This window comes from Flavisolibacter tropicus, assembly GCF_001644645.1.
GTDB classification, from domain to species: Bacteria; Bacteroidota; Bacteroidia; order Chitinophagales; family Chitinophagaceae; genus Flavisolibacter; species Flavisolibacter tropicus.
The window spans coordinates 163,249-184,301 of the sequence record NZ_CP011390.1; the positions used below are offsets into that span (position 1 = coordinate 163,249).

Annotated in this window: 17 protein-coding genes; 15 read left to right on the forward strand and 2 right to left on the reverse strand. The window is 40.0% G+C overall.

The features are described 5' to 3' along the window. Positions 1 to 712: 712 nt before the first annotated feature. From SY85_RS00610 to SY85_RS00645, 8 genes are all read left to right on the forward strand, one after another. Entirely contained in the window at positions 713 to 1,117 is a 405-nt protein-coding gene (locus SY85_RS00610; protein ID WP_082886244.1) for a YidH family protein, read from the forward strand. Positions 1,118 to 1,258: 141 nt separating this feature from the next. Next, complete coding sequence (locus tag SY85_RS00615) at positions 1,259 to 2,260, forward strand: DUF1254 domain-containing protein (RefSeq protein WP_066401298.1); 1,002 nt, start codon at positions 1,259 to 1,261, stop codon at positions 2,258 to 2,260. 127 nt (positions 2,261 to 2,387) lie between these two features. Continuing rightward, a complete protein-coding gene (locus SY85_RS00620) occupies positions 2,388 to 2,774 on the forward strand; it encodes a DUF1622 domain-containing protein (RefSeq protein ID WP_066401299.1) in 387 nt (128 codons plus the stop codon). Between the two features lie 62 nt (positions 2,775 to 2,836). Beyond that, positions 2,837 to 3,721, forward strand: coding sequence for a pentapeptide repeat-containing protein (locus SY85_RS00625; protein ID WP_066401300.1), 885 nt, complete (start codon positions 2,837 to 2,839; stop codon positions 3,719 to 3,721). Next, positions 3,714 to 4,322, forward strand: coding sequence for a YidH family protein (locus tag SY85_RS00630; protein WP_066401301.1), 609 nt, complete (start codon positions 3,714 to 3,716; stop codon positions 4,320 to 4,322). The genes SY85_RS00625 and SY85_RS00630 overlap by 8 nt, the downstream gene beginning before the upstream one ends. 52 nt (positions 4,323 to 4,374) lie before the next feature. Beyond that, positions 4,375 to 5,298 (forward strand): DUF3575 domain-containing protein, encoded by a 924-nt coding sequence (locus SY85_RS00635; protein WP_158512919.1) that lies wholly within the window; start codon positions 4,375 to 4,377, stop codon positions 5,296 to 5,298. A gap of 233 nt (positions 5,299 to 5,531) precedes the next feature. Continuing rightward, positions 5,532 to 6,182 (forward strand): outer membrane beta-barrel protein, encoded by a 651-nt coding sequence (locus SY85_RS00640; protein WP_066401303.1) that lies wholly within the window; start codon positions 5,532 to 5,534, stop codon positions 6,180 to 6,182. A 387-nt stretch (positions 6,183 to 6,569) separates the two neighbouring features. Continuing rightward, positions 6,570 to 7,307: a porin family protein gene (locus tag SY85_RS00645; protein WP_148661090.1), complete on the forward strand. Its 738-nt coding sequence runs from the start codon at positions 6,570 to 6,572 to the stop codon at positions 7,305 to 7,307. Positions 7,308 to 7,399: 92 nt separating this feature from the next. Here the strand turns inward: SY85_RS00645 and SY85_RS00650 are convergent, their stop codons facing one another. Both SY85_RS00650 and SY85_RS00655 read right to left on the reverse strand, forming a co-directional pair. Further along, positions 7,400 to 7,828: a helix-turn-helix domain-containing protein gene (locus SY85_RS00650; protein ID WP_066401305.1), complete on the reverse strand. Its 429-nt coding sequence runs from the start codon at positions 7,826 to 7,828 to the stop codon at positions 7,400 to 7,402. Between the two features lie 216 nt (positions 7,829 to 8,044). Continuing rightward, positions 8,045 to 8,500 carry a helix-turn-helix domain-containing protein gene (locus SY85_RS00655; RefSeq protein WP_066401306.1) on the reverse strand — a complete coding sequence of 152 codons (456 nt, stop codon included), beginning with the start codon at positions 8,498 to 8,500 and terminating at the stop codon, positions 8,045 to 8,047. 773 nt (positions 8,501 to 9,273) lie between these two features. Here SY85_RS00655 and SY85_RS00660 point away from each other — a divergent pair. The 7 genes from SY85_RS00660 (at position 9,274) to SY85_RS00690 (ending at position 20,812) form a co-directional block, all read left to right on the forward strand. Beyond that, positions 9,274 to 10,437, forward strand: a complete 1,164-nt coding sequence (locus SY85_RS00660; RefSeq protein WP_066401307.1) for a helix-turn-helix domain-containing protein — start codon at positions 9,274 to 9,276, stop codon at positions 10,435 to 10,437. 1,777 nt (positions 10,438 to 12,214) lie between these two features. After that, positions 12,215 to 12,841 (forward strand): hypothetical protein, encoded by a 627-nt coding sequence (locus SY85_RS00665; protein WP_066401308.1) that lies wholly within the window; start codon positions 12,215 to 12,217, stop codon positions 12,839 to 12,841. A 425-nt stretch (positions 12,842 to 13,266) separates the two neighbouring features. Beyond that, positions 13,267 to 15,063, forward strand: coding sequence for a sensor histidine kinase (locus SY85_RS00670; protein WP_066401309.1), 1,797 nt, complete (start codon positions 13,267 to 13,269; stop codon positions 15,061 to 15,063). A gap of 139 nt (positions 15,064 to 15,202) precedes the next feature. Next, entirely contained in the window at positions 15,203 to 16,195 is a 993-nt protein-coding gene (locus SY85_RS00675; protein WP_158512920.1) for a helix-turn-helix transcriptional regulator, read from the forward strand. A gap of 185 nt (positions 16,196 to 16,380) precedes the next feature. Beyond that, on the forward strand, positions 16,381 to 17,457 hold the full coding sequence (locus SY85_RS00680) for a calcium:cation antiporter (RefSeq protein WP_066401311.1): 1,077 nt from the start codon (positions 16,381 to 16,383) through the stop codon (positions 17,455 to 17,457). A gap of 163 nt (positions 17,458 to 17,620) precedes the next feature. After that, positions 17,621 to 18,697 carry a DUF2652 domain-containing protein gene (locus SY85_RS00685; protein WP_066401312.1) on the forward strand — a complete coding sequence of 359 codons (1,077 nt, stop codon included), beginning with the start codon at positions 17,621 to 17,623 and terminating at the stop codon, positions 18,695 to 18,697. A gap of 84 nt (positions 18,698 to 18,781) precedes the next feature. Continuing rightward, a complete protein-coding gene (locus SY85_RS00690; RefSeq protein WP_066401313.1) occupies positions 18,782 to 20,812 on the forward strand; it encodes a M13 family metallopeptidase in 2,031 nt (676 codons plus the stop codon). Positions 20,813 to 21,053 lie beyond the last annotated feature (241 nt).

A 21,053-nucleotide genomic window follows, 5' to 3' on the forward strand; every position in this document is an offset into this window, starting at 1 on the left:
GTCACAGGCGACTTCGTTGTCCGGGCAAGCCTTTGAGAGCAGTGAGGCCTCGCTTAGACCTAAAAGAATATCGAACAAGGAACAAGGAATAATGAATGAAGAAGGAAAAGAGGATTAGCTGAAGGAAACTAAGAGAATGAAAGAGGAGAAGGAGGAAAGGAGAATATTGAACAAGGAACAAGGGAGGAAAGGCTGCGAGCAAGGAAAGGGAATCAGGAGGTATTGGAATAGATGTTTAAACGCGATAAGGCCTGACAAGGTAGACCGCGCTTAAAACTAGTCTTTGCCTAACGCTGAACTTTATACGCAGATGCCTGATTTAATAAGTAAAGTTGGATTAGGATCTCATTCTTATTTCCTTATTCGCATTTCCATTTTCCTATTTCAGATTTGTACTTTGTATTTTGGAATTTGTTTTTCCTTTTCGTATTTCCAATCATTCCACTGCCAACACCTTTGACGCTACAGCTTTAGGCGTAGGTTCAATCTCTCCTGTAAAACCCAGTTTTCCGTACTCTACTGTCTCAGAAAGTAACAGACCGTATGGAGCTAGAGAGAGCTCTTCCTTTTCCGGTTTTCTGCTTTATGCAGGAATGCTCGTTTTTATGACCATAAGGAGAAAATACGGCTTCAGAAGTGTCTTTCTATATGAAGTATTTAGTAAGCTGAACACTTATTCCGCATCATTCTGGCCTACAGGGAACATGATAAAATGAACCGGGTAATGATTGAAGAAAGAGATACAGCTCCTGTAACCTTAAGTAATACTGACCTTGCTTTTGAGCGAACGGTAATGGCAGAGAACCGCACCTTAATGGCCTGGATCCGGACAGCTATCTCAATGATCTCATTTGGATTTACCATTTATAAGTTTTTCCATGAGATCAGTCAATCGGCAGTTATAACAAACCGACTCTTTACGCCAAGAAAAGTAGGGATGATCATGATTGCGCTTGGCCTTCTGGCGCTATTGTGGGGATTATTAGAACACAGAGCAACGATCAGTAAACTGAAGAAAAGTTACCCGGGTATCGAACGATCCAGAACAGGCTGGCTGGCCATTTTGGTTTTATTATTTGGCTTTGCCTTGTTTTTGGGTGCTTTTTTCAGGCAGTAGGCATGGTGAGTGGTGAGAATGAGTAATGAGTGATGAGTGATGAGTGATGAGTGGTGAGTAATGAGTATAGGGTGATGAGTAATGAGAGATGAGTGATGAGTACAAATGAAAACTGAATGTCTACTAACAAACAATAAAAACATGGAGACACCAACAAAATCCATAATAAAACCTGGTTTATCAAAAGACTCGATTCGGGTTACGCCAGATAATTTTATAAGGGCTGAATCGGATATGTATTTTGCTACTTCGGCTATCAATGAAAATGCTCTTGGTAAGTTTAACCATCGCCGTGAGTTGTTTTCAGTCGATAATCAAACTGTTGTTCGTGGCAATCGGGATACACTGTATTCTTCTGGCGTATTTGATCTGGATGCAGGGCCTGTAACTATTACACTGCCAGATGCTGGCAAACGATTTATGTCGTTAATGGTGCTCAATGAAGATCACTATGTGATTGATGTAAAATATGGCGCAGGTAGTTACACCTTCTCAAAGGAACAGGCTGGTACCCGATATATATTAATTGCAGTCCGCACATTGGTAGATCCAAACAATGCTTCTGATATCAAAGAAGTGTATGGCTTACAGGATGCGATCAAGGTCAGTCAGCCCGGAGGACCGGGAAAGTTTGAAGTGCCTACGTGGGACATGGAAAGCCAGAAGGAAGTAAGGGATGCATTAACAAAGTTGGGTGAGACGATGCCTGACTTTACAAAGGCATTTGGCAAAAAAGAGGAGGTGGACCCGGTTAAGCACCTGATAGGTACAGCAACAGGGTGGGGTGGTAATCCCGACAAAGACGCCCGGTATTTAAACGTGACACCAGATGCAAATGATGGAAAAACCATTTACAAACTCACTGTTAAGGATGTTCCTGTAGATGCCTTCTGGTCTGTTACTGTTTACAATGCCCAAGGTTATTTTGAAAAGAATAAGCAGAACGCTTATTCTATAAACAATATCACGGCAAAAAAAGAGACCGACGGGTCTGTGATCATTCAATTTGGCGGTTGCGATGGAAGAGTGGCTAATTGTTTACCCATTACACCCGGTTGGAATTATACGGTGCGTTTGTACAGGCCACGCAAGGAGATATTGGAAGGAAAATGGACGTTTCCAGAACCTCAGATCCTGACCTAAAGATGATGAACTGCTGGGTAAATGGAATGTTATGTTATCCAATAAGACTTTGTTGAACAACCAGGAAGAAAGTCGAATATACATAGGGAGTTAAATAAACTTAACCTGGAGAAATTGACCATGCAAGATGAATGAAATGATTGAACAATTCAGAGCAGGCCTGGACCTGTGGGGCGAATTAATTGAAGTGTTGCTTAATGCCATTTCATTGTTCTGTATTGTTGCCGGTGTTGTCATTGCATTGGTAAGAAGTATCCAGGAAAGACTGCGTTCGCCAGGTTTGCACCCTATGCATACCAACTTCAGGATGTTATTTGGCGGATGGTTGGTTGTAGCTTTGGAGTTTCAATTGGCTGCCGATATCGTAGGGACTATTATTTCGCCAACTACACAGCACTTGGTTGAGCTTGGGGCCATTGCTTTAATTCGAACCTTTTTAAATTATTTCCTGAATAAAGAACTTTTGGAAGAAAGAGAATTGTCTAGAAGCCGTATGGAGAAGAAGCTTGTTTAAGGTTTCCCATTTATTGTCGTACCCTGAATTATTGAGAATGCGTAACTGACAATAAATTGATTATGCCTAGAGATTATTCCTATAAAAATCTGCAAAAGGCAATCTTCAAAAATGAGGACTTATCAAATGCGCGCTTCATTGATAGCGACTTGCGAGGTGCTGATTTCAATGGTGCCGACCTTACCGGAGCCAATTTTACCCATGTGAAAACCGGTATTACGCCTGTCAATAAAACCATCATTTTCTTTAGTGCCTTAATCATTTCGCTGCTCTCGGGATATGTTGCCATGCTAGCTGGGCATACCATTCAGGTCATGTTGGCTTCTACTGACAACAAAATCAGAATTGCTGGAATTTTTACTACGGTTTTAATCCTTCTCTTTATCGGTTTTTCTTTATGGAAGGGGGTAGGACGTGCTATTAGGCAATTGGTAGTTCCAGTTATAGTAGTGGCCTTTGTGATAGGCATAATCGCTTATGTATCTGGTTTAGGAACAGGCAAAGGTATGCTGTACCTAATCCTTTCGCTTTTGCTGGTAGTTGTCATGTTTATTGTCGGTACCATTGCACGGGCAACTGCAGGAACGTTATCTTCTACTATTCTTTTCATCATTGTTGCAATGGGGGGTGCCACGTTTGGTAAGAGTGTAGGCGGTGGTATAGGTACTGTGATCATGGCATTGAGTTGCGTACAAATTAGCAAGCGGGCACTTAGCGGTGCAGCCGGTTTTGAATCATTAAGAAAAGTAGCTCATTTTATTACTACCCGTTATGGTACCTCTTTCCAGAATGCTCGCTTGAGAGAAGCTCTTTTCTCAAGATCCGTTCTGCATAATGCTGATTTTTCAAATGCTGATGTTTCACTGGTAGACTGGGGTGATTCCAAAACTCAAAACTGTTTCTTAGGAGACAACTTGTTTAACATAAAAACACAAAGGCATGGTTGAAGAAGAAAATAGTAATACACTTTCTAACGGGAAGAACCTGGAAAATGAGAAAACAACTGATGTTCAAAAGAAGATAGAAGATAAGGTTGCTGGTGATGAACGCAGTTTGAAGGGAGAGGTGCTGTCTGGGGAGCTTTCCAAAGACCGTACGCATATGTCGGAACACCGCACTCGTATGTCTGAGCACAGAACAGGCCTTTCAGAGCATCGTACACAATTGTCAGAGAGAAGGACAGGAATGTCGACTACAAGAACGGGAATGTCTTATCAGCGAACAGCCTTATCCTATGAACGAACTCTTATGTCTTGGGTGCGTACAGCTACATCGATGATCACATTTGGCTTTACCATTTATAAGTTCTTTGAAGAAGTGCAAAAAGAAAGTACTGAACCCAGGTTCTTTACACCCCGGTTAGTGGGCTTGCTGATGATCTCGTTTGGAATGTTGAGCTTGTTATTAGCCCAGGTACAACACCAGATCGCCTATAAAAAACTGAAGAAAGATTATCCGCAGATCCAGCGTTCACTTAGTTCCTTATTGGGCGCATTGATCCTTTTGTTTGGGTTGCTTTTATTTTTTGTAGCCCTGTTTCGACAATGATCTATGAACTGCAATTACTGACTACTAAAACGATTAATAAATGGAGGTGGTTATGAAAAAAACAAATAATGATAACAAGCCTGACCCATCGTTTGTATGGGGGCATGCAGCTTCAACCCGTCAAAATTTTAATCTGTGCTACAAACAAACCGTTTCTATCATTCCTAAACCAGTGCGTAGCTATTTGCAAGCGTCTTTCTGGATGCCCAAACATGCGGTACACATTTTAGCCACCTTGCTATTGCTACTTGTTGCTGGCTATGGAATGGCGCAACAAGTGTCATCAACGGATAGTACAAATGAAGAACGTGTTCGTAAAAACATTGTTCGCTACAACCTTTCCGGTGCTATTCTTTTTGGATTTGATAAGTATATTATTTTGGGTTATGAGCGTGTCATTGCCCCCAATCGAAGTATATCGATAAACTTAGGTCAGGCTTCCTTGCCCAAGCTCGTGTCAATATCTACTGATAGTTTTGATACGGAAAGAAGCCGGGAAAGAAAAGGCTATAATGTATCCATCGATTATCGCTTCTACTTAAAAAAGGAAAATAAGTACCAGGCACCCCGCGGTGTATATATCGGACCCTATTATTCCTTTAATAAGTTTACCAACAAAACAGAATGGAAATATAAAAACAGGACCGCCAATAGCTTTGTCAATACAAACAGTGATTTTAAAATACATACGGTTGGATTTGAACTTGGCTACCAGTTCATTTTATGGAAAAGATTTGCTCTTGACTTGGTAATGATTGGGCCCGGTTTAGGTTTTTATGATTATAAAGCCACTTTTGAAGGCAATATCGATGCGGCTACAAAAGAACAATTGTTGCAAGGACTGGAAGACTTGCTGACACAGAAGTTTCCAGGTATGAATTACGTGTTTAGTGATGAAAAAATTGATGGGAACGGTGTTATGCGAACTAACACTATTGGTTATCGCTATCTTATACATATAGGGTATAACTTCTGATGAGCTAACCCTATAGCCGGTAATATGCTCTATTTTGAAAATTGATGCATCCTATGCAAAAGGAATGCTGCCTAATAAATACATCTGCTGTACGTTAGCCACTGGCTTTTCCGCTATTGTGCTATTTCTTCTTACCCTTTTTAACTAAAAGTCTAGGTGAGCACTTGCTACCTATCCCTAAAGGAAACGTGGTGAACCTTATCTATTCATTTAAAACAAATAAATACAATAAGATGAAAAAGATCCTATTTATTGTAGTACTTGTGATTACAGGAGCTACTGCTTTAGCACAACATAAAGTAAGGCTAAATTTATACAGCGCCTATGTGTTTGATGACAGCTTTGATGAGTTTTACGATGCTAATACCTACTTCAGTGGCAAAATCAAAGGTGGTTACCAATGGGGTGGCGGCTTTGAGTTCCTGCCGCATCCTTACACCAGCGTAGAGATCATGTATCTGCATAAAAGCTCCGATGGCCCAATATCCTACCGGGGAGGAGCAACGCAGCCAAAACATGATGTGACGCTGGATATAAAACATGATTACATATTGTTGGCTGGCAATGGTATTAAGCCCACTGAATCAAAAAAAGTTGAACCATATGGTGGTTTAATGGCCGGTATTGTAATTACCAACGTTGATAATAAGGAAACCGGTGCCAGTGATTCGAATACCAACTTTGCCTGGGGCGGCCGCTTAGGTACCAATATTTGGTTTTCTGATAAGGTTGGCTTGAAACTGCAAGCTCAAATATTAGCCGCTTCAAGAGCTACTGGCGGCGATACCTATTATGGATACTGGGGCCCTGTTTATTATACTTCTTATACTACGCTATGGCAATTTGGACTAGGTGGCGGTTTGACTTTCAAGCTCGGACATTAATATAGGTTATCGTGCATTTTCGGCAATGATTCAATGCGAAGGCGAATATGCTGAATGATAGTTCATCATTAACCTATGCAAATGAAATAAGGTTACACAAAGTGGTAATGATATGCGGTTGTATAGACACCAGTAGGAGAGATGGTTGCTTCCTACTGTCTTTTAATCAGCCTATAGTTGTGCGCCGTTTTTTTCAAATAATTGCTATGGCAACAATGCCTATTATGAAAAAAGGGAAATGGTGGCATAGGATAGCATATGTTGCATAGCTATACTATGCCACCAGCTTGGAGGGAAAATAGGAGAAACCTTTTTTTGGTCTGTGCTTATTGATTGATGACAATGCAAAAATGAAGTTGTACAGTAGAACCGGAAGAAAACTAGTATTTGAAAAAAGGAATAATCATACTCTTTTTATGCTGTTTGCACTCGGCTGCAACGGCACAAGTAATTATTGCTTTATTATTTGGCGATAAGTTAAATACTGGCAAGACGGATTTTGGGATAGTGGTTAGTCCTGCATTGACGAATATTTCCCATTTGGATAGTAAATCGAAATCCGGATTAAACCTTAGCTTGTTTTTAGATTTCCGACCTGATAGGCCTTTTTATCTTCATATTGAAGGTATTGCCAAAGGAAGCTTTGGTGCAAAAGATATTCGGCCTTATTCTACTGAAAACGATTCGCTGGACCACTTGTTTGCAAACGGCTCTGTTGAGCGCAAAATCAAAACCTTTGGCTTGCCTGTTTTGGTCCGGTACAAGATCTCTAGTTTGTTTTCTGCGGAAGCTGGCATACAAGCCAATATGCGGTTGAAGGCGCAAGACATTTTTAAAACAGAGGTACAAGGAAATGACCTGGAATATACAGTAACGGTTACTAAGGAGCTCACTTGGCTGGACTTTGGTGTGGCTGGTGGTTTATATTACAAGTTTAGTAAAAAGAAAAGCAGTATGGGAGTGGGCGTGCGGTATTTTCAAGGCTTAACGGATACCTATAAAACGATGACTGGTAACCAGGTCAATACAGCTTGGCAGTTAAATATTACCATACCCATTGGAGCAGGAAAGAATGCAAATGCCAATCAGGCTAAAGGTTCAAATACAGAAAATTCGAAAAAATAAAATACTGAAATCCGAATGTGATGAGTAAAATCACAAATTCCAAAATCCAAATGCGATAATTGTTCTGCAGTTCACGCTAATGGAGACAGGTATTACATGTGCTTTACATAATCCGAAAAAGTATGTCCTGTAAACTTTTTAAATGCGGTTGTAAAGGTATTTCTGTTCCTAAAGCCGCACCGGTTGATCAATTCTTTTACATGAGGCTTATCCAATGCTTTGTTTCTAAGCAAATCTATACAATGGGCTATTCGGTATTGATTGAGTAATTCAGTAAAATGAATATGCATTACCTGGTTTAGAAAAGCGGAGAGCTGATATTCATGTATATAAAGCTCTGCAGCCATATCCTTCAGTCGATAACCTTGTTGCAGAAAAGGTTTCTTTTGTTCCAGAAGGTTAATAAGTCTATAGTGAAGCTCTTCAATGGTTTCTTCATCAATCGTTAGCTGCCATTTTTTTTTCGGCTTTCTCCCCCACAGAATAGAACGTATGTAACCTATTAGGCCATGCTTCTTCATATAGAACACTTTCTGAAAGCTCAGTTAGGAGTGTTACATATATGGCAAAAAGGGTTGGGAAAAGTGAAGGTGCTTTCCTTATATACCTCCATTAGGATAGGCCGGTATAACAAAAAAAGGAAGCCACTTTAAAATTACTATAATAATATAAAGCGGCAATGCCTCTTTCGTTTTTTTGGCCTATTTCAGCAACTCAAACAGTTATAAGTTAGATGCTTAAGCTACTTCGTTTAACTGGCTGCTTTTATGCAGTTTGCTGTAAATAGAGGGTGTGTAGCCCGTGTGTTTTTTAAAGGCAGCTGTAAAGCTGTTTCGATTGTTAAAACCACATTTCTGGGCCAGCCCCTTGAGGTTTAGATTAATAATATCTCCTCTATGTATCAACTCTTTACCATATTCAACACGATACTTATTGAGATAGTTATTGAAGTTTTTGCCCATGTGCTGATTTAAAATGCCAGAGAGCTGATAAGAGTGAATGTGAAGGTCGTCAGCTAAATTCTTAATACTATAACCTGAGTTTAAGAAAGGTTGCTGATGCCCCATGATCGAATCCATTTCATGGATGAGGAGGTTGATCTTGTCTGAGCTTAAATGAATACCGCTGTTTTTAGATGCGTTTACTTTAGAAAAGCCTAAATGGCGGAATAAGGTAGTGATAGGCAGTTTCATACAAGTTAGCGTTTAGGTGTGTAATAAAAGATTTACTAGGTGTGTAAAAAAACCAAAAGGTGAAATTGGTTTTTAATAAATCACGTAACTAAATTAGTTTTTAAGAAATCTGCTGTCAATAAAATGAAAGTACAGTTTGTTGAATCTTATAATACTATTCGAAGTGAAGACATTGTTTGATTTTATTATTTAAAGCAGGCTTCGAATATTTTTTAAAGGGCATGTAAACACCTCGTTTTTTAAAAATTGGTTTTACTTGATTTTAAGAGGAAAGATTATTGGTTTTACATGTTTGATTTTAAAAACAGGGCGTTTTTATTTAGAATTTGGTGCAATTGAAAGAATTATAAATGTTGGCATAGCAAACATTTATTTACTTACCTGATTACGCCTTTAAATCATTTTTTGTTGGGCCAAATTTTTAAATAGGCCAACAAAGTTTTTAATTGATGAAATGCAATGAATAAGGGTAATAGGTGAGTATGAACGGTAGAGGAACTAGATGGCGTTCATTAAAAATTAATACTAAAAAGTTTGGTTTTGTAAAATTGGGCGCATAATTTGTAATATTATTCGTTGTGAAAATTACACTCCCTTTTAACCATCAACCATTTTCATAATCTGTCTCCTATAATTCTTGCCTATTTAACTATTCCTACTCCCTACGTATTACTTCATAATTGCAAATGGTAAAATCCAAATTAGCATTTTAGCGCATTGGTTATAAAGTGCCAAGGGAATTGATTTGTCAGACCAAAACTGGTTATCTAAAGATGAATGTACTGTTTAGCTTTACAGCCTTTGTTTTAGGGGTATTATTAATTATTATCATTCTGTATAATAATCGGCAGCCTACTGCAAAGCTATTAGCGTTTTTTATTTTTACAATTGCTTACAATAGTCTACTAAATTTTCTATGGGCAAGTGATACTATTCGATTTGTTCCTTTTCTTCTAAGTACAGGGCCATTGGTGGCTTATTTGAGAGCACCTTGTTTATTCTTTTACGTACTTTTTTTATTTAATGATAAACAAAAAATCCAATTCAGGGATGCCTGGCAACTTATTCCTGCATCCATCTATATCATTAGTTACTTACCGCTTTTCTTTAGCGACACCTCTTACAAGCTAAATGTCATAGATGAGTTGTATCAAAACAACAAGCAAATGCTATTGTATGTAGAAGGATGGGTTTCGCTTTCTCGAGTGCATATCATTCTCAAATCTATTGTTACGGTACTTTACATTATTTTATTGTTCCGCTTATGGAAGAAATACCGGCCAAGTATTTCAGATGAGGTGTCGAATAACAACCAAGTATTAAACTGGATAAAGGTTATTGTGGCCATCTATTCTATTAATGGCAGTTTAGGCGTTTTGATTGGAATTTATCCATCCACTATTCTTATCTGGGTGGCAGCTGTTTGGCATACCTTATCTTATTGCGGTGTAATTTGCGTAGGTCTTTTCTTTTTGCCCAATATCCTTTACGGTACATCTAAAGCATCTATTGTAGATCCAGTGGTAGATAGGCTTAAAACAGCGACGCCATCGGAAGAGAATGCCAATTTGATAAAGAACCGGCTTACAGAATTTTTAGAGAAAAAGGGGTTTTTGCAAAAACAAATTAAGCTTGCCGATCTGGCCAATCAAATTGGCGTGCAGCCTTATATTTTGTCGGCCTATATCAACCAGGTGTATCAATTGCGGTTTAATGATTTTATCAACTTTTACCGAATTCAATTCGTTGCTGAAGGTTTAGTAAAAGGGGAATGGGGGCAGTTAACCCTGGAAGCCGTTGGTGAAAAAGCTGGCTTCACTAATCGCACAACATTTCTTAATGCATTCAAGAAGTATAAAGGAACAACTCCAACGTTATTTTTGCACCAGCATCGATTTATTAAAAATCAACGTGATCATAAGCCTGATCAAGAATAAATTTTAATTCTCGCGATTGATCCATTATTCCCACTGATCTTCTCCTTTTTGCGAATGCTCTATTGGTTGAAAACCCTAAGTGTTCGAATGTTGTTCTTTGCGTTGCTTTGCGCGGCTTTGCGGTTGTTTTTTTATTGCAAAGGCCACAGAGAAACCGCAGAGGGGCGCAAAGGAAACTGCTTCAAAGAGTACGCTCTCTACTGTCTATTATAGCTTTCGAACACTTGGGGTTGAAAACCTAAGTAATGACCATTTTTAAATCTGTCTTTTACCACTTTTTAAACGTCTTGCAGAACTCTTCTATAGCTGTCAGCGTCTATAGCTTTGCACCATCAATTACACAGTACATTGTTCGTTGGTTGATTGGAGTTCTAAAACGAATTATTTACCTGCTGTGTGTTTAGTAGCGTGCTGTTAGGCGAGTTGGTTTGTAATTCCGTACCCTATTGAAACTATTGCCTTTGGAGTGGCACGAGCGTCATTGAAAAGGCTAGCAAATAGCAATCCCTGTGTAAACATAAATAATGTAGCTCAAAACTAAGATCAACATTATTTCAATCCGTATCCTTTGTTAGTGAAGTATGCTAAAATCTGTCCCTATGTAAAACTACTAATGAATACACCGCAAAAATGAAGTGCACATTGATCCGTACCCTCTGAAAACTTAATTGGTACCTTGAAAGCTCAACTGGTCTGTATCAAGAAATAGTCTATATCTGTGTAAACGTTGGTAAATCTGTAATCGTTGGAAATCTAAATTGCGACCATTTTGAAAGCGGTTTCTATGTCCTTGTCTGATCTACTAATTCAGTAGCTATGGAAATTGATATTTAACCGAGCCCTAATCCCATTGACAATTGATGCCCGTTTTTAATCTAATTACCATTGAATGGCTATAAATCTGTTCGCGTAAACGATTGTCCAAATATCCAAGAAAACCATGAAATCCAGGCTGCACAATGCCTGGATTTTTATTGTTTACTACTTACTGTCTTAGGAGTAATACTTTATTAAAGGTGTAGCCTCGAAAGGCCCGGCAACTTAAAGAGAGCGCTTCGCGCAGTATTGTTTCACGCTGGATGCGCCTTTGGCGCGAAGAGAAGAACCACGGAGACGCGGGGACAGGGAGGGACACAGAGGATAGGAGAAAAGGAGAAGAATATTGAAGAGGGAACAAGGAAGGATGAAGGAAGAAGTGGAGGAAAGGCATAAGGGGCAAGAAACAAGGAACAAGAAAGGAAATGTTCAATGCTCAATTTTCGATACTCAATGTTCAATGAAGAGAGGAGTAGTATAGGAGGATGGTAGGAGGAGTAGTGAATGTGGAAGGCAGGTAGAGGGCTTTATCTGTGCAGTTGGTACGGACTTACCTACAGAAGAGGTACAGAAGAGGTACAGACTAGGTACAGGAGAGGTACAGGCTAGGCAGGGCAGCGCGGCTGAAGCCTGGCTCGTGAATGGTGAGTGGGTGAGTGGTCAGTGGTGAGTAGCCAGCACACGCCCCCGGCCCCTAAAGGGGAGCATCCACGCACAAGAAGACTCCCGCCGATAGCACCGATTGACCACGGAGCATTTATGATATTAGAAGTGGCCTACATGTGTATAAATAAAGGGGGTGAAAGGTTTTGAGGGGGGCCTTTAGTTGGGTAGATTTGCTAAGATAATTAGCAATTAAGGCTCAGGGGACAAGATCCAGGAAGCAAGTGGAGGCCTGGATTTTTAACCTTAGACTTTACACTTTTACCCATTAACGCTCCACCTTTAACCTGTACTCTTTATGGCAAAACAAGTAGGCCCCGTATTTATTACCGGAACCATCGATGGCATCATCTTCTATAAGTTAGGGGACACGTATTACCTGCGCTCCAAGGGTGATTATAAGAGTGCTAAGATGATGCGCAAGGATCCCCGCCTCCAGCGCACGATGGCCAATGCCGAGCGGTTTGGCGTAGCTGCTAAAATGGTGAAGCGCGTATACTACCGCCAGCTTCCAGGGACCGTGCGCAAGCCTGGCTTGTTTGCCAGGCTAACAGGGATGGTCAATAAGTGGTTGTACCAGGGAAAGACCAAGGAAGAAGCACAGGAACTGCTGCTAGCGCATTGCCAAACCCTGCAGTCAACAGTTACACCTACATCTATAAATAAGGAAGTAAACCCCGCAACACCAGTATCTAATTCAATACCAACGAAATCTTCAATCCCAAATCCTTTGAAAACACCGATACACCGGGTCAAACAAGCCCGCTACCTTTCGCGCTGGAAGATCAAACCTAACGGGCGACTTCATATTCCTGGTAAACTAAAAGGGATTAACCATAAAAGGATGGCAGGAAGAAAATCCTGGAAAGGAGTGTGTGCAACAAACCATGATGTAATGCAGCTAACGCAGAAAATAAACACATAAATAGAATATCGTTTTTATCAAGCCTATCTTGTTCATTTCGAAGTTTGAAGGCAGCTAGTTTGCCATTGTTATCTCATCAATAGATGCTACGATTTATTGTTTGCTTGAAGAACTGTTGGTATAATCAATTTATTAGGTATTGCCCAGCAGTCTAAAGTATTTCTCATTACAATATTCTACTTTTGTTCAGGAGAGATGTTTGTTAGAAGTAAGGCGTTTTGCAGTATTTTTTTGTAGACTGTTCTTTAGAAGTGTTATGAACGATGTTTTGATCCCTGATGTAATATAGGTGCTTTAATTGTCGCTATTTCTTTGCTTGTTGTGGCTCAATTTTTCCCCGCACTTCCTCCCTGTATAACTAATGTTCCTGCTCAGTGAATTAACAAGACCAATGCTTGTATTTCTTAACAAGCTAATTTGTAGTTATGACCACCAAAGTTAAGTATGGTAAAAAGCTGATAAGCTACAGATCATTGCTGAATGCTATGTCAGAACCAGCCTTTTGTACCGACACTTCTTTTATTATTCAAAGCTGGAATGAAGCATCTGAGAAAATATTCGGCCTAACTGAAGACCAGGTTATGGATCACTATTTATTTTCCCTGATCGACTTTGCAATTGTAGGAGGAGCTCTTGCGCAAGTTCTAGAATCCATACATGTTACGGGGCATTGGGTAGGAATAACTGTGGTTGTTTACCCTAATGGGAAAGAGTTAAGTATTCAGGTTAGCATTGATCCTATTTACGATGTAAATGGTCACCTGATAGGGTACGTTTCCGTTTCTAAAGATATTACTGAAACTGTGGAAGCAAAGGGCAGTTTGACGGCCTTACAAAAAATGTTTACAGCTTTTATGGATCACAGCCCAACCCTTACCTGGATCATTGATGATGAAGGTTACTGCCATTTTTTTAATGACTTGTATTTGAAAACGTTTCATCTAGACCACAGTGTTATTGGTAAGCACGCAAGCCAGTTATTTCCCAAAGAAATAGTTGACCCTTATTTAGAGAATAATGCCATTGTATTCCAAACCGATCAGCCACTGGAGTTTATAGAAACAGCTGTAGGACCCGATGGTAAAAAAATTATTCTCAAGGTTTTAAAGTTTCCTCTTGACCTGCCTGGTATGAAAAAGTATTTAGGAGGTGTAGCTATCAATATTACCAAAGAAGTTGAAAAGCAGGAACAGTTGAGTTTGATTAATGAGCGATTCAGGCTGGTAAATAAAGCTACTTCCGATCATATCTGGGACTGGGATATTGTTGCGGATCGAATTGTAACGGATGGATTTGAAGAGGCTGAAAATGAGCGTAAGAACTGGCATAGTTTAGAAGAAAGTCTAGGTGAAGTAAATGTAAAAGACCGTGAAAGGATAAAAGAAAGTTTGCATAAGGCCATTGCTGACAAGGGTAGGCAATACTGGGAAGAAGAATATAGTGCCTTAGATGGAAAAGGAAGTTATAAAACGGTTATTGACAAAGGTTATATCATTCGTAATGCGTCGGGCAAAGCCATGAGAATGATTGGTGCGCAACATGATATTACAGAACTGAAAGTGCTGCAACACAGATTGTTAGAGCAGGAAAAAAACAGGCAGCGGGAAATCGTGAAAGCTGTGATTGATGCGCAGGAAAAAGAAAGACATGAAATAGCACACGAACTGCACGACAATGTGAACCAGCTACTCACTACTTGCAAGCTACAACTGGAAGCAGCCGAACATTATGCCAATGACGAAACCTATCTCTCCCGGATCTCATCCTATGTACAAAGCATCATAAATGAGATACGTAGTATCAGTCACCAGCTCAATCCTGCTAATATTGGAACCATAGGTCTTATTCCTACTATTGATGATATTGTTTCAAAGATCAATGCAGCCGGCAAATTGGCAATTGCGTTTGATTACAAAAAAATTAAAGCCAACGAACGTTTTGATAAGGATATTGAATTGATCATTTTCCGGATCATACAGGAGCAAATTCAAAACATTATAAAACATGCAGCGGCTAAACAAGCTAGTATTGCCTTGGAAAAGAATCAAAGCAAGCTGTATCTCTCTATTGAAGATGACGGTAAAGGATTTGATCTTAGTGTAACGAAAAAAGGATTAGGCCTAACAAACATTATTAACCGGGCAGAATATTTTGGTGGAGAGGTAGAAATAAACACCAGCCTGGGTAAGGGATGTAAAGTGTTGGTAACGTTACCTCTTTAATTTGTAGACGCATTTCTGAAATTTATATGATTTTGCAAGAGCGTCTTATTGTTGCTTTAAGATGTTTACTCTCAAATATCCTGTGTACTGTAATCAACTTCGTCCCTGTTGAATGCGGGCAAGTGATTAATGAATGATTATGATACATTATCCATTTACGCAAAAGAACTTTGAAGATTGGATAAAGGACCTTGGCCACTTTCTTCATACAGATGTAACTAATAATTGCTTATGCTTTCCTGAAAATGTTGGTGAAGGGTTTGCCTATGCCGGTAGTTTGAAAAGCGGCATGTCATTTCTGTATGTCAATATTGTTTTGCAACAGGATGTTTTGTTTGAAAGAACCGATGCTGATGATGCTGGTATTTTGCTCTATTTTAATAAAGTACAAATTGGTCGCTTTTACAAAATTACCTCGGGTGGCCAAGAGATCTTAGTCAATGAAAAAGAGTATGATACTGTATTGTTGAATTCATCCCAATATCCCTTAAAGCTGCATCTTACAAAAGATTCACATCTTCGAATGATTGGTATTCGTTTTAGTGAAAGCCTGGTGAAAAAGTTTATGAAGTCAAATAACCTAGCCTTCATAAAAAGCATTACCCAGCAAAACCTGGATAATGCAACCGACGCTTACCTGACTCCGGAAGTGCAGCGTTTGTTGGAGGATGTTTATCATACTGATGTACGTACTACTTTGGGTCAATTTGTTCTTCTTAACCGGGTCTTACTACTCGTTGAGAAATTCCTGCATTTGTTTTTCATTCGCGAACTGCCACCAGAAAAACAATATCATCCCAGCCAGGAAGAGTTAGAAAACCTGGGAAAAGTAGAAACCTTTTTGGCTAAAGTTCCTGATGACTTTCCATCTGTAGAAAAGCTGGCCAGAATGGCTATGATGAGTAGTACAAAGCTAAAAGCCCGGTTCAAAGAAGTGTATGGTATGAAGCTGTATGAGTATTATAATTATAACCGTTTAATCAAAGCCAAACAATGGATAGAAAATGGGGTAGCATCTATACAGGATGCTGCTTATCGTATAGGATTTACAAATAGTAGTAATTTTTCCAAAGCCTTTAAAAAAGAGTTTGGCATTTTACCTGGTAAATTGAAAGTTTTTCAGCCTGCCTGATTCATTTGCTTTACAAATTTCATTACGACATTCGGCATACACCCATTTTCAACTGAGTATAAATGGAGAACTGGAAGTAAAACCTTAACGGATGAGATTGAGCAATTTGGGGTGCTTTGCGGTTCATCGTGAAGGTGAGGTATAGTTCTACTAGCGATTCTCTTGTAGAATTTTTACATTTGTGAATGAAGTTCAAACTTCCGCTTCCAGCCTGGACAATGGTGGCACCCCTGGTGGCGTGGTTGCTTTACTTCTTATCCTCACTATCTTCCAGTAATTTATTTATACTGCTGCTTACCGTTTCACTAATGGGATCTGTAATGGCAGCTGTTCACCATGCCGAGGTGGTGGCACACCGTGTAGGTGAGCCATATGGGACTTTAGTACTAGCCATAGCGGTTACTGTTATTGAAGTTTCATTGATCGTTTCTTTAATGTTGTCCGGCGGGGCTGATACGGCCACACTAGCCAGGGATACTGTTTTTGCGGCTGTTATGATCATTCTTACAGGTATTATTGGCTTATGTTTACTAATAGGCGGTGTACATCATCATGAGCAAAGTTTTGGGCCTTTTGGAGTAAATGCTTCCTTGGTAACACTTATGGCTATAACAGCTTTAACGCTTATTCTTCCCAATTTTACTACCAGTATTAAGGGGCCGGTTTATAATGAAAGTCAGCTGGTATTTGTTGCCATCATTTCATTAGTATTATATGGAACCTTTGTAATGGTACAAACCGTACGGCATCGTAATTATTTTTTAGCTCCAGGCACTGATGAAGATGCCCATGCTGAACCACCTACTGCAAAGACAACATTGATAAGTGCTGTTTTGTTACTCGTTTGTTTGGGAGCCGTAGTATTACTAGCTAAAACGCTGGCCCCTTCTATAGAGCAAGGTGTAGCCCGATTAGGGGCGCCCAAATCAATGGTCGGTATTATTGTGGCATTGGTTATTTTGTTGCCAGAGGGGCTGGCCGCTTTTCGTGCCGCCCGGATGAACCGGTTACAGACCAGCCTTAACCTGGCATTAGGATCTGCCCTGGCCAGTATTGGCTTAACCATACCTGCAGTAGCAATTGTATCGGTTGTTACCGATATTCCTGTTGCGCTGGGTATTGATACTAAATCCATGGTGTTGTTAGTCTTGTCTTTATTCACCATCGTGTTGTCATTTGGAACAGGGCGTACCAACATCCTGCAAGGGGTGGTTTTACTGGTCATTTTTGCTGTTTATCTTTTTACTACCATTGTGCCATAAGGGGAAATTCGAAATATTAAATTCGAAATTCGAAGGGGCAAATGCCAAATACCAGAAGCTTTCTAATGGAAAAGGGTTTGGTATCATGCGGTAAAATACCTGTTAAAACGGCATTCCTCATGACTATTCATTTCTGGGGAATGGTAGTAACTTTAAAAGAAAAATGGAAAACAAAGGGCTGCTTTTTATCCCTGATATAAGTGGCTTTACACGTTTTATTAATGAATCGGAAATTGAACACAGCCGACTGATCATACAGGAATTACTGGAGCTGTTGTTGAATGCCAATCAGCTGGCATTAGAGGTTTCTGAAATAGAAGGCGATGCTATCCTCTTTTATAAATTTGGTGATGCTCCAAACATCAAAGACCTGTTTAAGCAAGTGGAAAAGATGTTTTGGGCCTTTCACCGTCATTTAAATACGTATGAACGCGGTCGATTTTGCCAGTGCAGGGCCTGTATGTCGGCAGCTAATCTTTCACTTAAGATCATTACACATTATGGTGAGTTTACCGATTATAGCGTAAAGAACTTTAATAAGCTGATTGGGCGAGATGTGATCATTGCACACCAGCTTTTGAAAAACAATATAGAGCAGCATGAATACTGGCTGGTCACTAAAAGCCTGCTTCCCAACGATCCTCCCATTGATCTTTCAGCGTACTTACACTGGGATAAAAGTGCTAAGCAAATAGAAAGTGGGGAAGTGCCGTTTTACTATACACAACTTGGTCCGCTAAAAGATATCATACCTCCAGAGCCGTTGCCTTTATTGGATCTTTCTAAAAAAGTAAAAGTGCTTTCCGTATCGCAGGATTATAAAACAGATATGATAACCTTATTTCATGCGGCTGGCGATCTGCGTTATCGCAGCCAATGGCAGGTTGGCGTAAAAGAAATTAAAGGGATTGAACATATTTTACCCCGTGTAGGCATGCGTTACCAAGCCGTACATGAAGATGAACAAACTGTGGTGTATTATAGCAGTTGCTCGTATCATCCTGAACATATAGCGTTTAGTGAGACAGATGAAAAGAAGGAAACTACAACCTATTATATTCTTGAAAAGAAAGAGGCGAAGCTTACAAAATTGACCCTAACGTTATACCTTAAGAAGTCGCCCTTTACCTATATTTTATACCAATTAAGTCGGAAAGACAAAGAGGCTACCTATAGCCAGTCATTAATAAACCTGGAGAAGGTAGTTGAAAAATTAAATCAGTCGGAAGATGGCTGGTAATAGAATGATCTCCTGCTTCCGTATATCAAATTATTTGGTGGTAAAACGATAAACGGTTTACCTTGTCGGAAATCATTTTACGCAATGAAACGAATTTCGCCTGTATTGCTTGCCTTATCTTTTTTGACGGCTTGTAATCAACAGAACGAGGTTGTCCCTAAAGGAGACATTCTCGCCCAAAACCGTGATACTACGGTAGATCCGTCCCAAGACTTTTTTATGTACGCAAATGGTGGGTGGGTAAAAAAGAATCCCATTCCCCCTGCATATGGCAGTTGGGGTATTGGGAACCTGGTCATTGAAGAAAATTTAAAACGACTACGTGATATCAGTGAAAAAGCTGCGGAAGCCAAGGCCGCAAAAGGTAGTGCCGAGCAGAAGATCGGTGATTACTGGGCTACTGCTATGGACAGTTCTAAGATTGAGCAACAGGGATTAAAACCCTTGCAACCCTACCTTGATAAGATAGCTGCGATTAAAGATGTGCCATCACTTGTGGCAACTGTGGCAGAATTAAAAAGCATTGGTTCGTCTACACTCTTTAGCGATTACATTACGCAGGATGATAAGAACAGTGATGTAATGGCCTATAAACTAATGCAAGGCGGAATTGGGCTTCCTGAGCGTGAGTATTATTTTAAGACCGATTCTGCTACTGTTGCTATCCGTAGTGCCTATACGAACTATATTACCCGAATTCTAACCTTATCTGGCGAAGACAGCACAAAGGCAGCCAAAGATGCACAAGATATCCTGGCTCTTGAAACAACCCTGGCCAAGTCGTCTCGTAAGTTGGAAGACCTGCGCGATCCCTATAAGAACTATAATAAAATGGCGATAGCTGATTTGGGCAAAATGTCTTCTAATATAAACTGGACACAATTCTTAAGCATTTCTGGTGTTAAGAATATTGATTCCGCTATTGTAGGCCAGCCTGAATTTTTTAAGGCACTGAACACGGTGCTTACCACAACTTCTATCGAGGTGTGGAAGAGCGATTTGAGGTTTAACCTGATCTCTGACTTTTCAGGATCGCTGCCCGATGCCTATGGACAGGCGTCGTTTAATTTTTCTAAACTATTAAGTGGTGCAAAAGAACGCTTGCCTCGTTGGAAGCGCGTGATCCGTGCTGAAGAAGCTTCCATGGGAGAGTTGTTGGGTAAATTGTATGTAAAAGAGTTCTTTAATGAAACCGCTAAGAAACGCTATAGCGATATGGTGGAAGCCATTCGGGGAGCGTTAAAGGACCGCATAAGCCAACTAGAATGGATGAGCGATAGTACCAAGCAAAAAGCCTATACGAAGCTGGCGGCTATGAAAAAGAAGGTAGGCTATCCTGATAAATGGAAAGACTTTTCTGCAATGGAAATTGGGCGAGAGAGCTTTGTTCAGAATTCGATCAATGCCAACCTTTGGTGGCATCACTTTTATATTAATAAGCTAGGTAAGCCGGTAGATAGGGATGAATGGGATATGAATCCACAGGAATACAACGCTTATTACAATCCATCCAATAACGAGATTGTTTTGCCGGCAGGTATTTTTACTGTGCCAGGGTATAGAGATGAAGAATTGGATGATGCATTAGTGTATGGCTATGGCGGCGCTTCAACCATTGGTCATGAAATAACGCATGGTTTTGATGACCAGGGAAGACAGTATGATGAAAAGGGCAATCTTAAATCATGGTGGACAAAAGGCGATGAAGAAAAATTCAATAAGCGTGCAGATGTAATGGTGAAGCAGTTCAATGCCTACGAACCTGTCAAGGGCTATACTATCAATGGGAAGGCCACATTGGGTGAGAATATTGCCGATCTGGGCGGTATTTTATTAGGCATAGAGGCATTTAAAAACACAGAGCAATACAAAAAGGGAGAGAAGATAGCGGGACTGACACCTATGCAGCGCTTTTTCCTGGGTTATTCATTGGGATGGTTAGGGCATATTCGTGATGAGCAGTTGCGCAATCGCCTGTTGACCGATGTGCACTCTCCAGGCAAATACCGGGTAAATGGGCCATTTGTAGATGTGGATGAGTTTTATTCAGCATTTCCTATTAAGCAAGGAACACCTATGTACCGGGCCGATAGTTTACGGGTACGCATCTGGTAATTCCCTTTATTTAGAGAACAACTTATTTACAAGGCCTTTTTAGGCCTTGTTTTATTTGTGGGCTTTTAGATCATCTGATGATGTCTAAAGGGGTGCTATTGCGTGTTTAAATTCGTTTGGCGCAACTAGAACAGCCCTCGCACTGGCCGTTTTCTAAAGTTAGCTATTACAGGAGCCGCTTTAATTAAGGATAAGGCCTGTTTTAGCCACCAGGTAATTAAAGTATCCGAATTTGGGATTT

Coding starts and splice junctions, on each gene's coding strand:
- SY85_RS00630 (WP_066401301.1), top strand. CDS start 3,714: ATGGTTGAAGAAGAAAATAGTAATACACTTTCTAACGGGAAGAACCTG.
- SY85_RS00625 (WP_066401300.1), top strand. CDS start 2,837: ATGCCTAGAGATTATTCCTATAAAAATCTGCAAAAGGCAATCTTCAAA.
- SY85_RS00675 (WP_158512920.1), top strand. CDS start 15,203: ATGATACATTATCCATTTACGCAAAAGAACTTTGAAGATTGGATAAAG.
- SY85_RS00660 (WP_066401307.1), top strand. CDS start 9,274: ATGAATGTACTGTTTAGCTTTACAGCCTTTGTTTTAGGGGTATTATTA.
- SY85_RS00615 (WP_066401298.1), top strand. CDS start 1,259: ATGGAGACACCAACAAAATCCATAATAAAACCTGGTTTATCAAAAGAC.
- SY85_RS00680 (WP_066401311.1), top strand. CDS start 16,381: ATGAAGTTCAAACTTCCGCTTCCAGCCTGGACAATGGTGGCACCCCTG.
- SY85_RS00665 (WP_066401308.1), top strand. CDS start 12,215: ATGGCAAAACAAGTAGGCCCCGTATTTATTACCGGAACCATCGATGGC.
- SY85_RS00685 (WP_066401312.1), top strand. CDS start 17,621: ATGGAAAACAAAGGGCTGCTTTTTATCCCTGATATAAGTGGCTTTACA.
- SY85_RS00650 (WP_066401305.1), bottom strand. CDS start 7,828: ATGAAGAAGCATGGCCTAATAGGTTACATACGTTCTATTCTGTGGGGG.
- SY85_RS00670 (WP_066401309.1), top strand. CDS start 13,267: ATGACCACCAAAGTTAAGTATGGTAAAAAGCTGATAAGCTACAGATCA.
- SY85_RS00620 (WP_066401299.1), top strand. CDS start 2,388: ATGAATGAAATGATTGAACAATTCAGAGCAGGCCTGGACCTGTGGGGC.
- SY85_RS00655 (WP_066401306.1), bottom strand. CDS start 8,500: ATGAAACTGCCTATCACTACCTTATTCCGCCATTTAGGCTTTTCTAAA.
- SY85_RS00690 (WP_066401313.1), top strand. CDS start 18,782: ATGAAACGAATTTCGCCTGTATTGCTTGCCTTATCTTTTTTGACGGCT.
- SY85_RS00610 (WP_082886244.1), top strand. CDS start 713: ATGAACCGGGTAATGATTGAAGAAAGAGATACAGCTCCTGTAACCTTA.
- SY85_RS00640 (WP_066401303.1), top strand. CDS start 5,532: ATGAAAAAGATCCTATTTATTGTAGTACTTGTGATTACAGGAGCTACT.
- SY85_RS00635 (WP_158512919.1), top strand. CDS start 4,375: ATGAAAAAAACAAATAATGATAACAAGCCTGACCCATCGTTTGTATGG.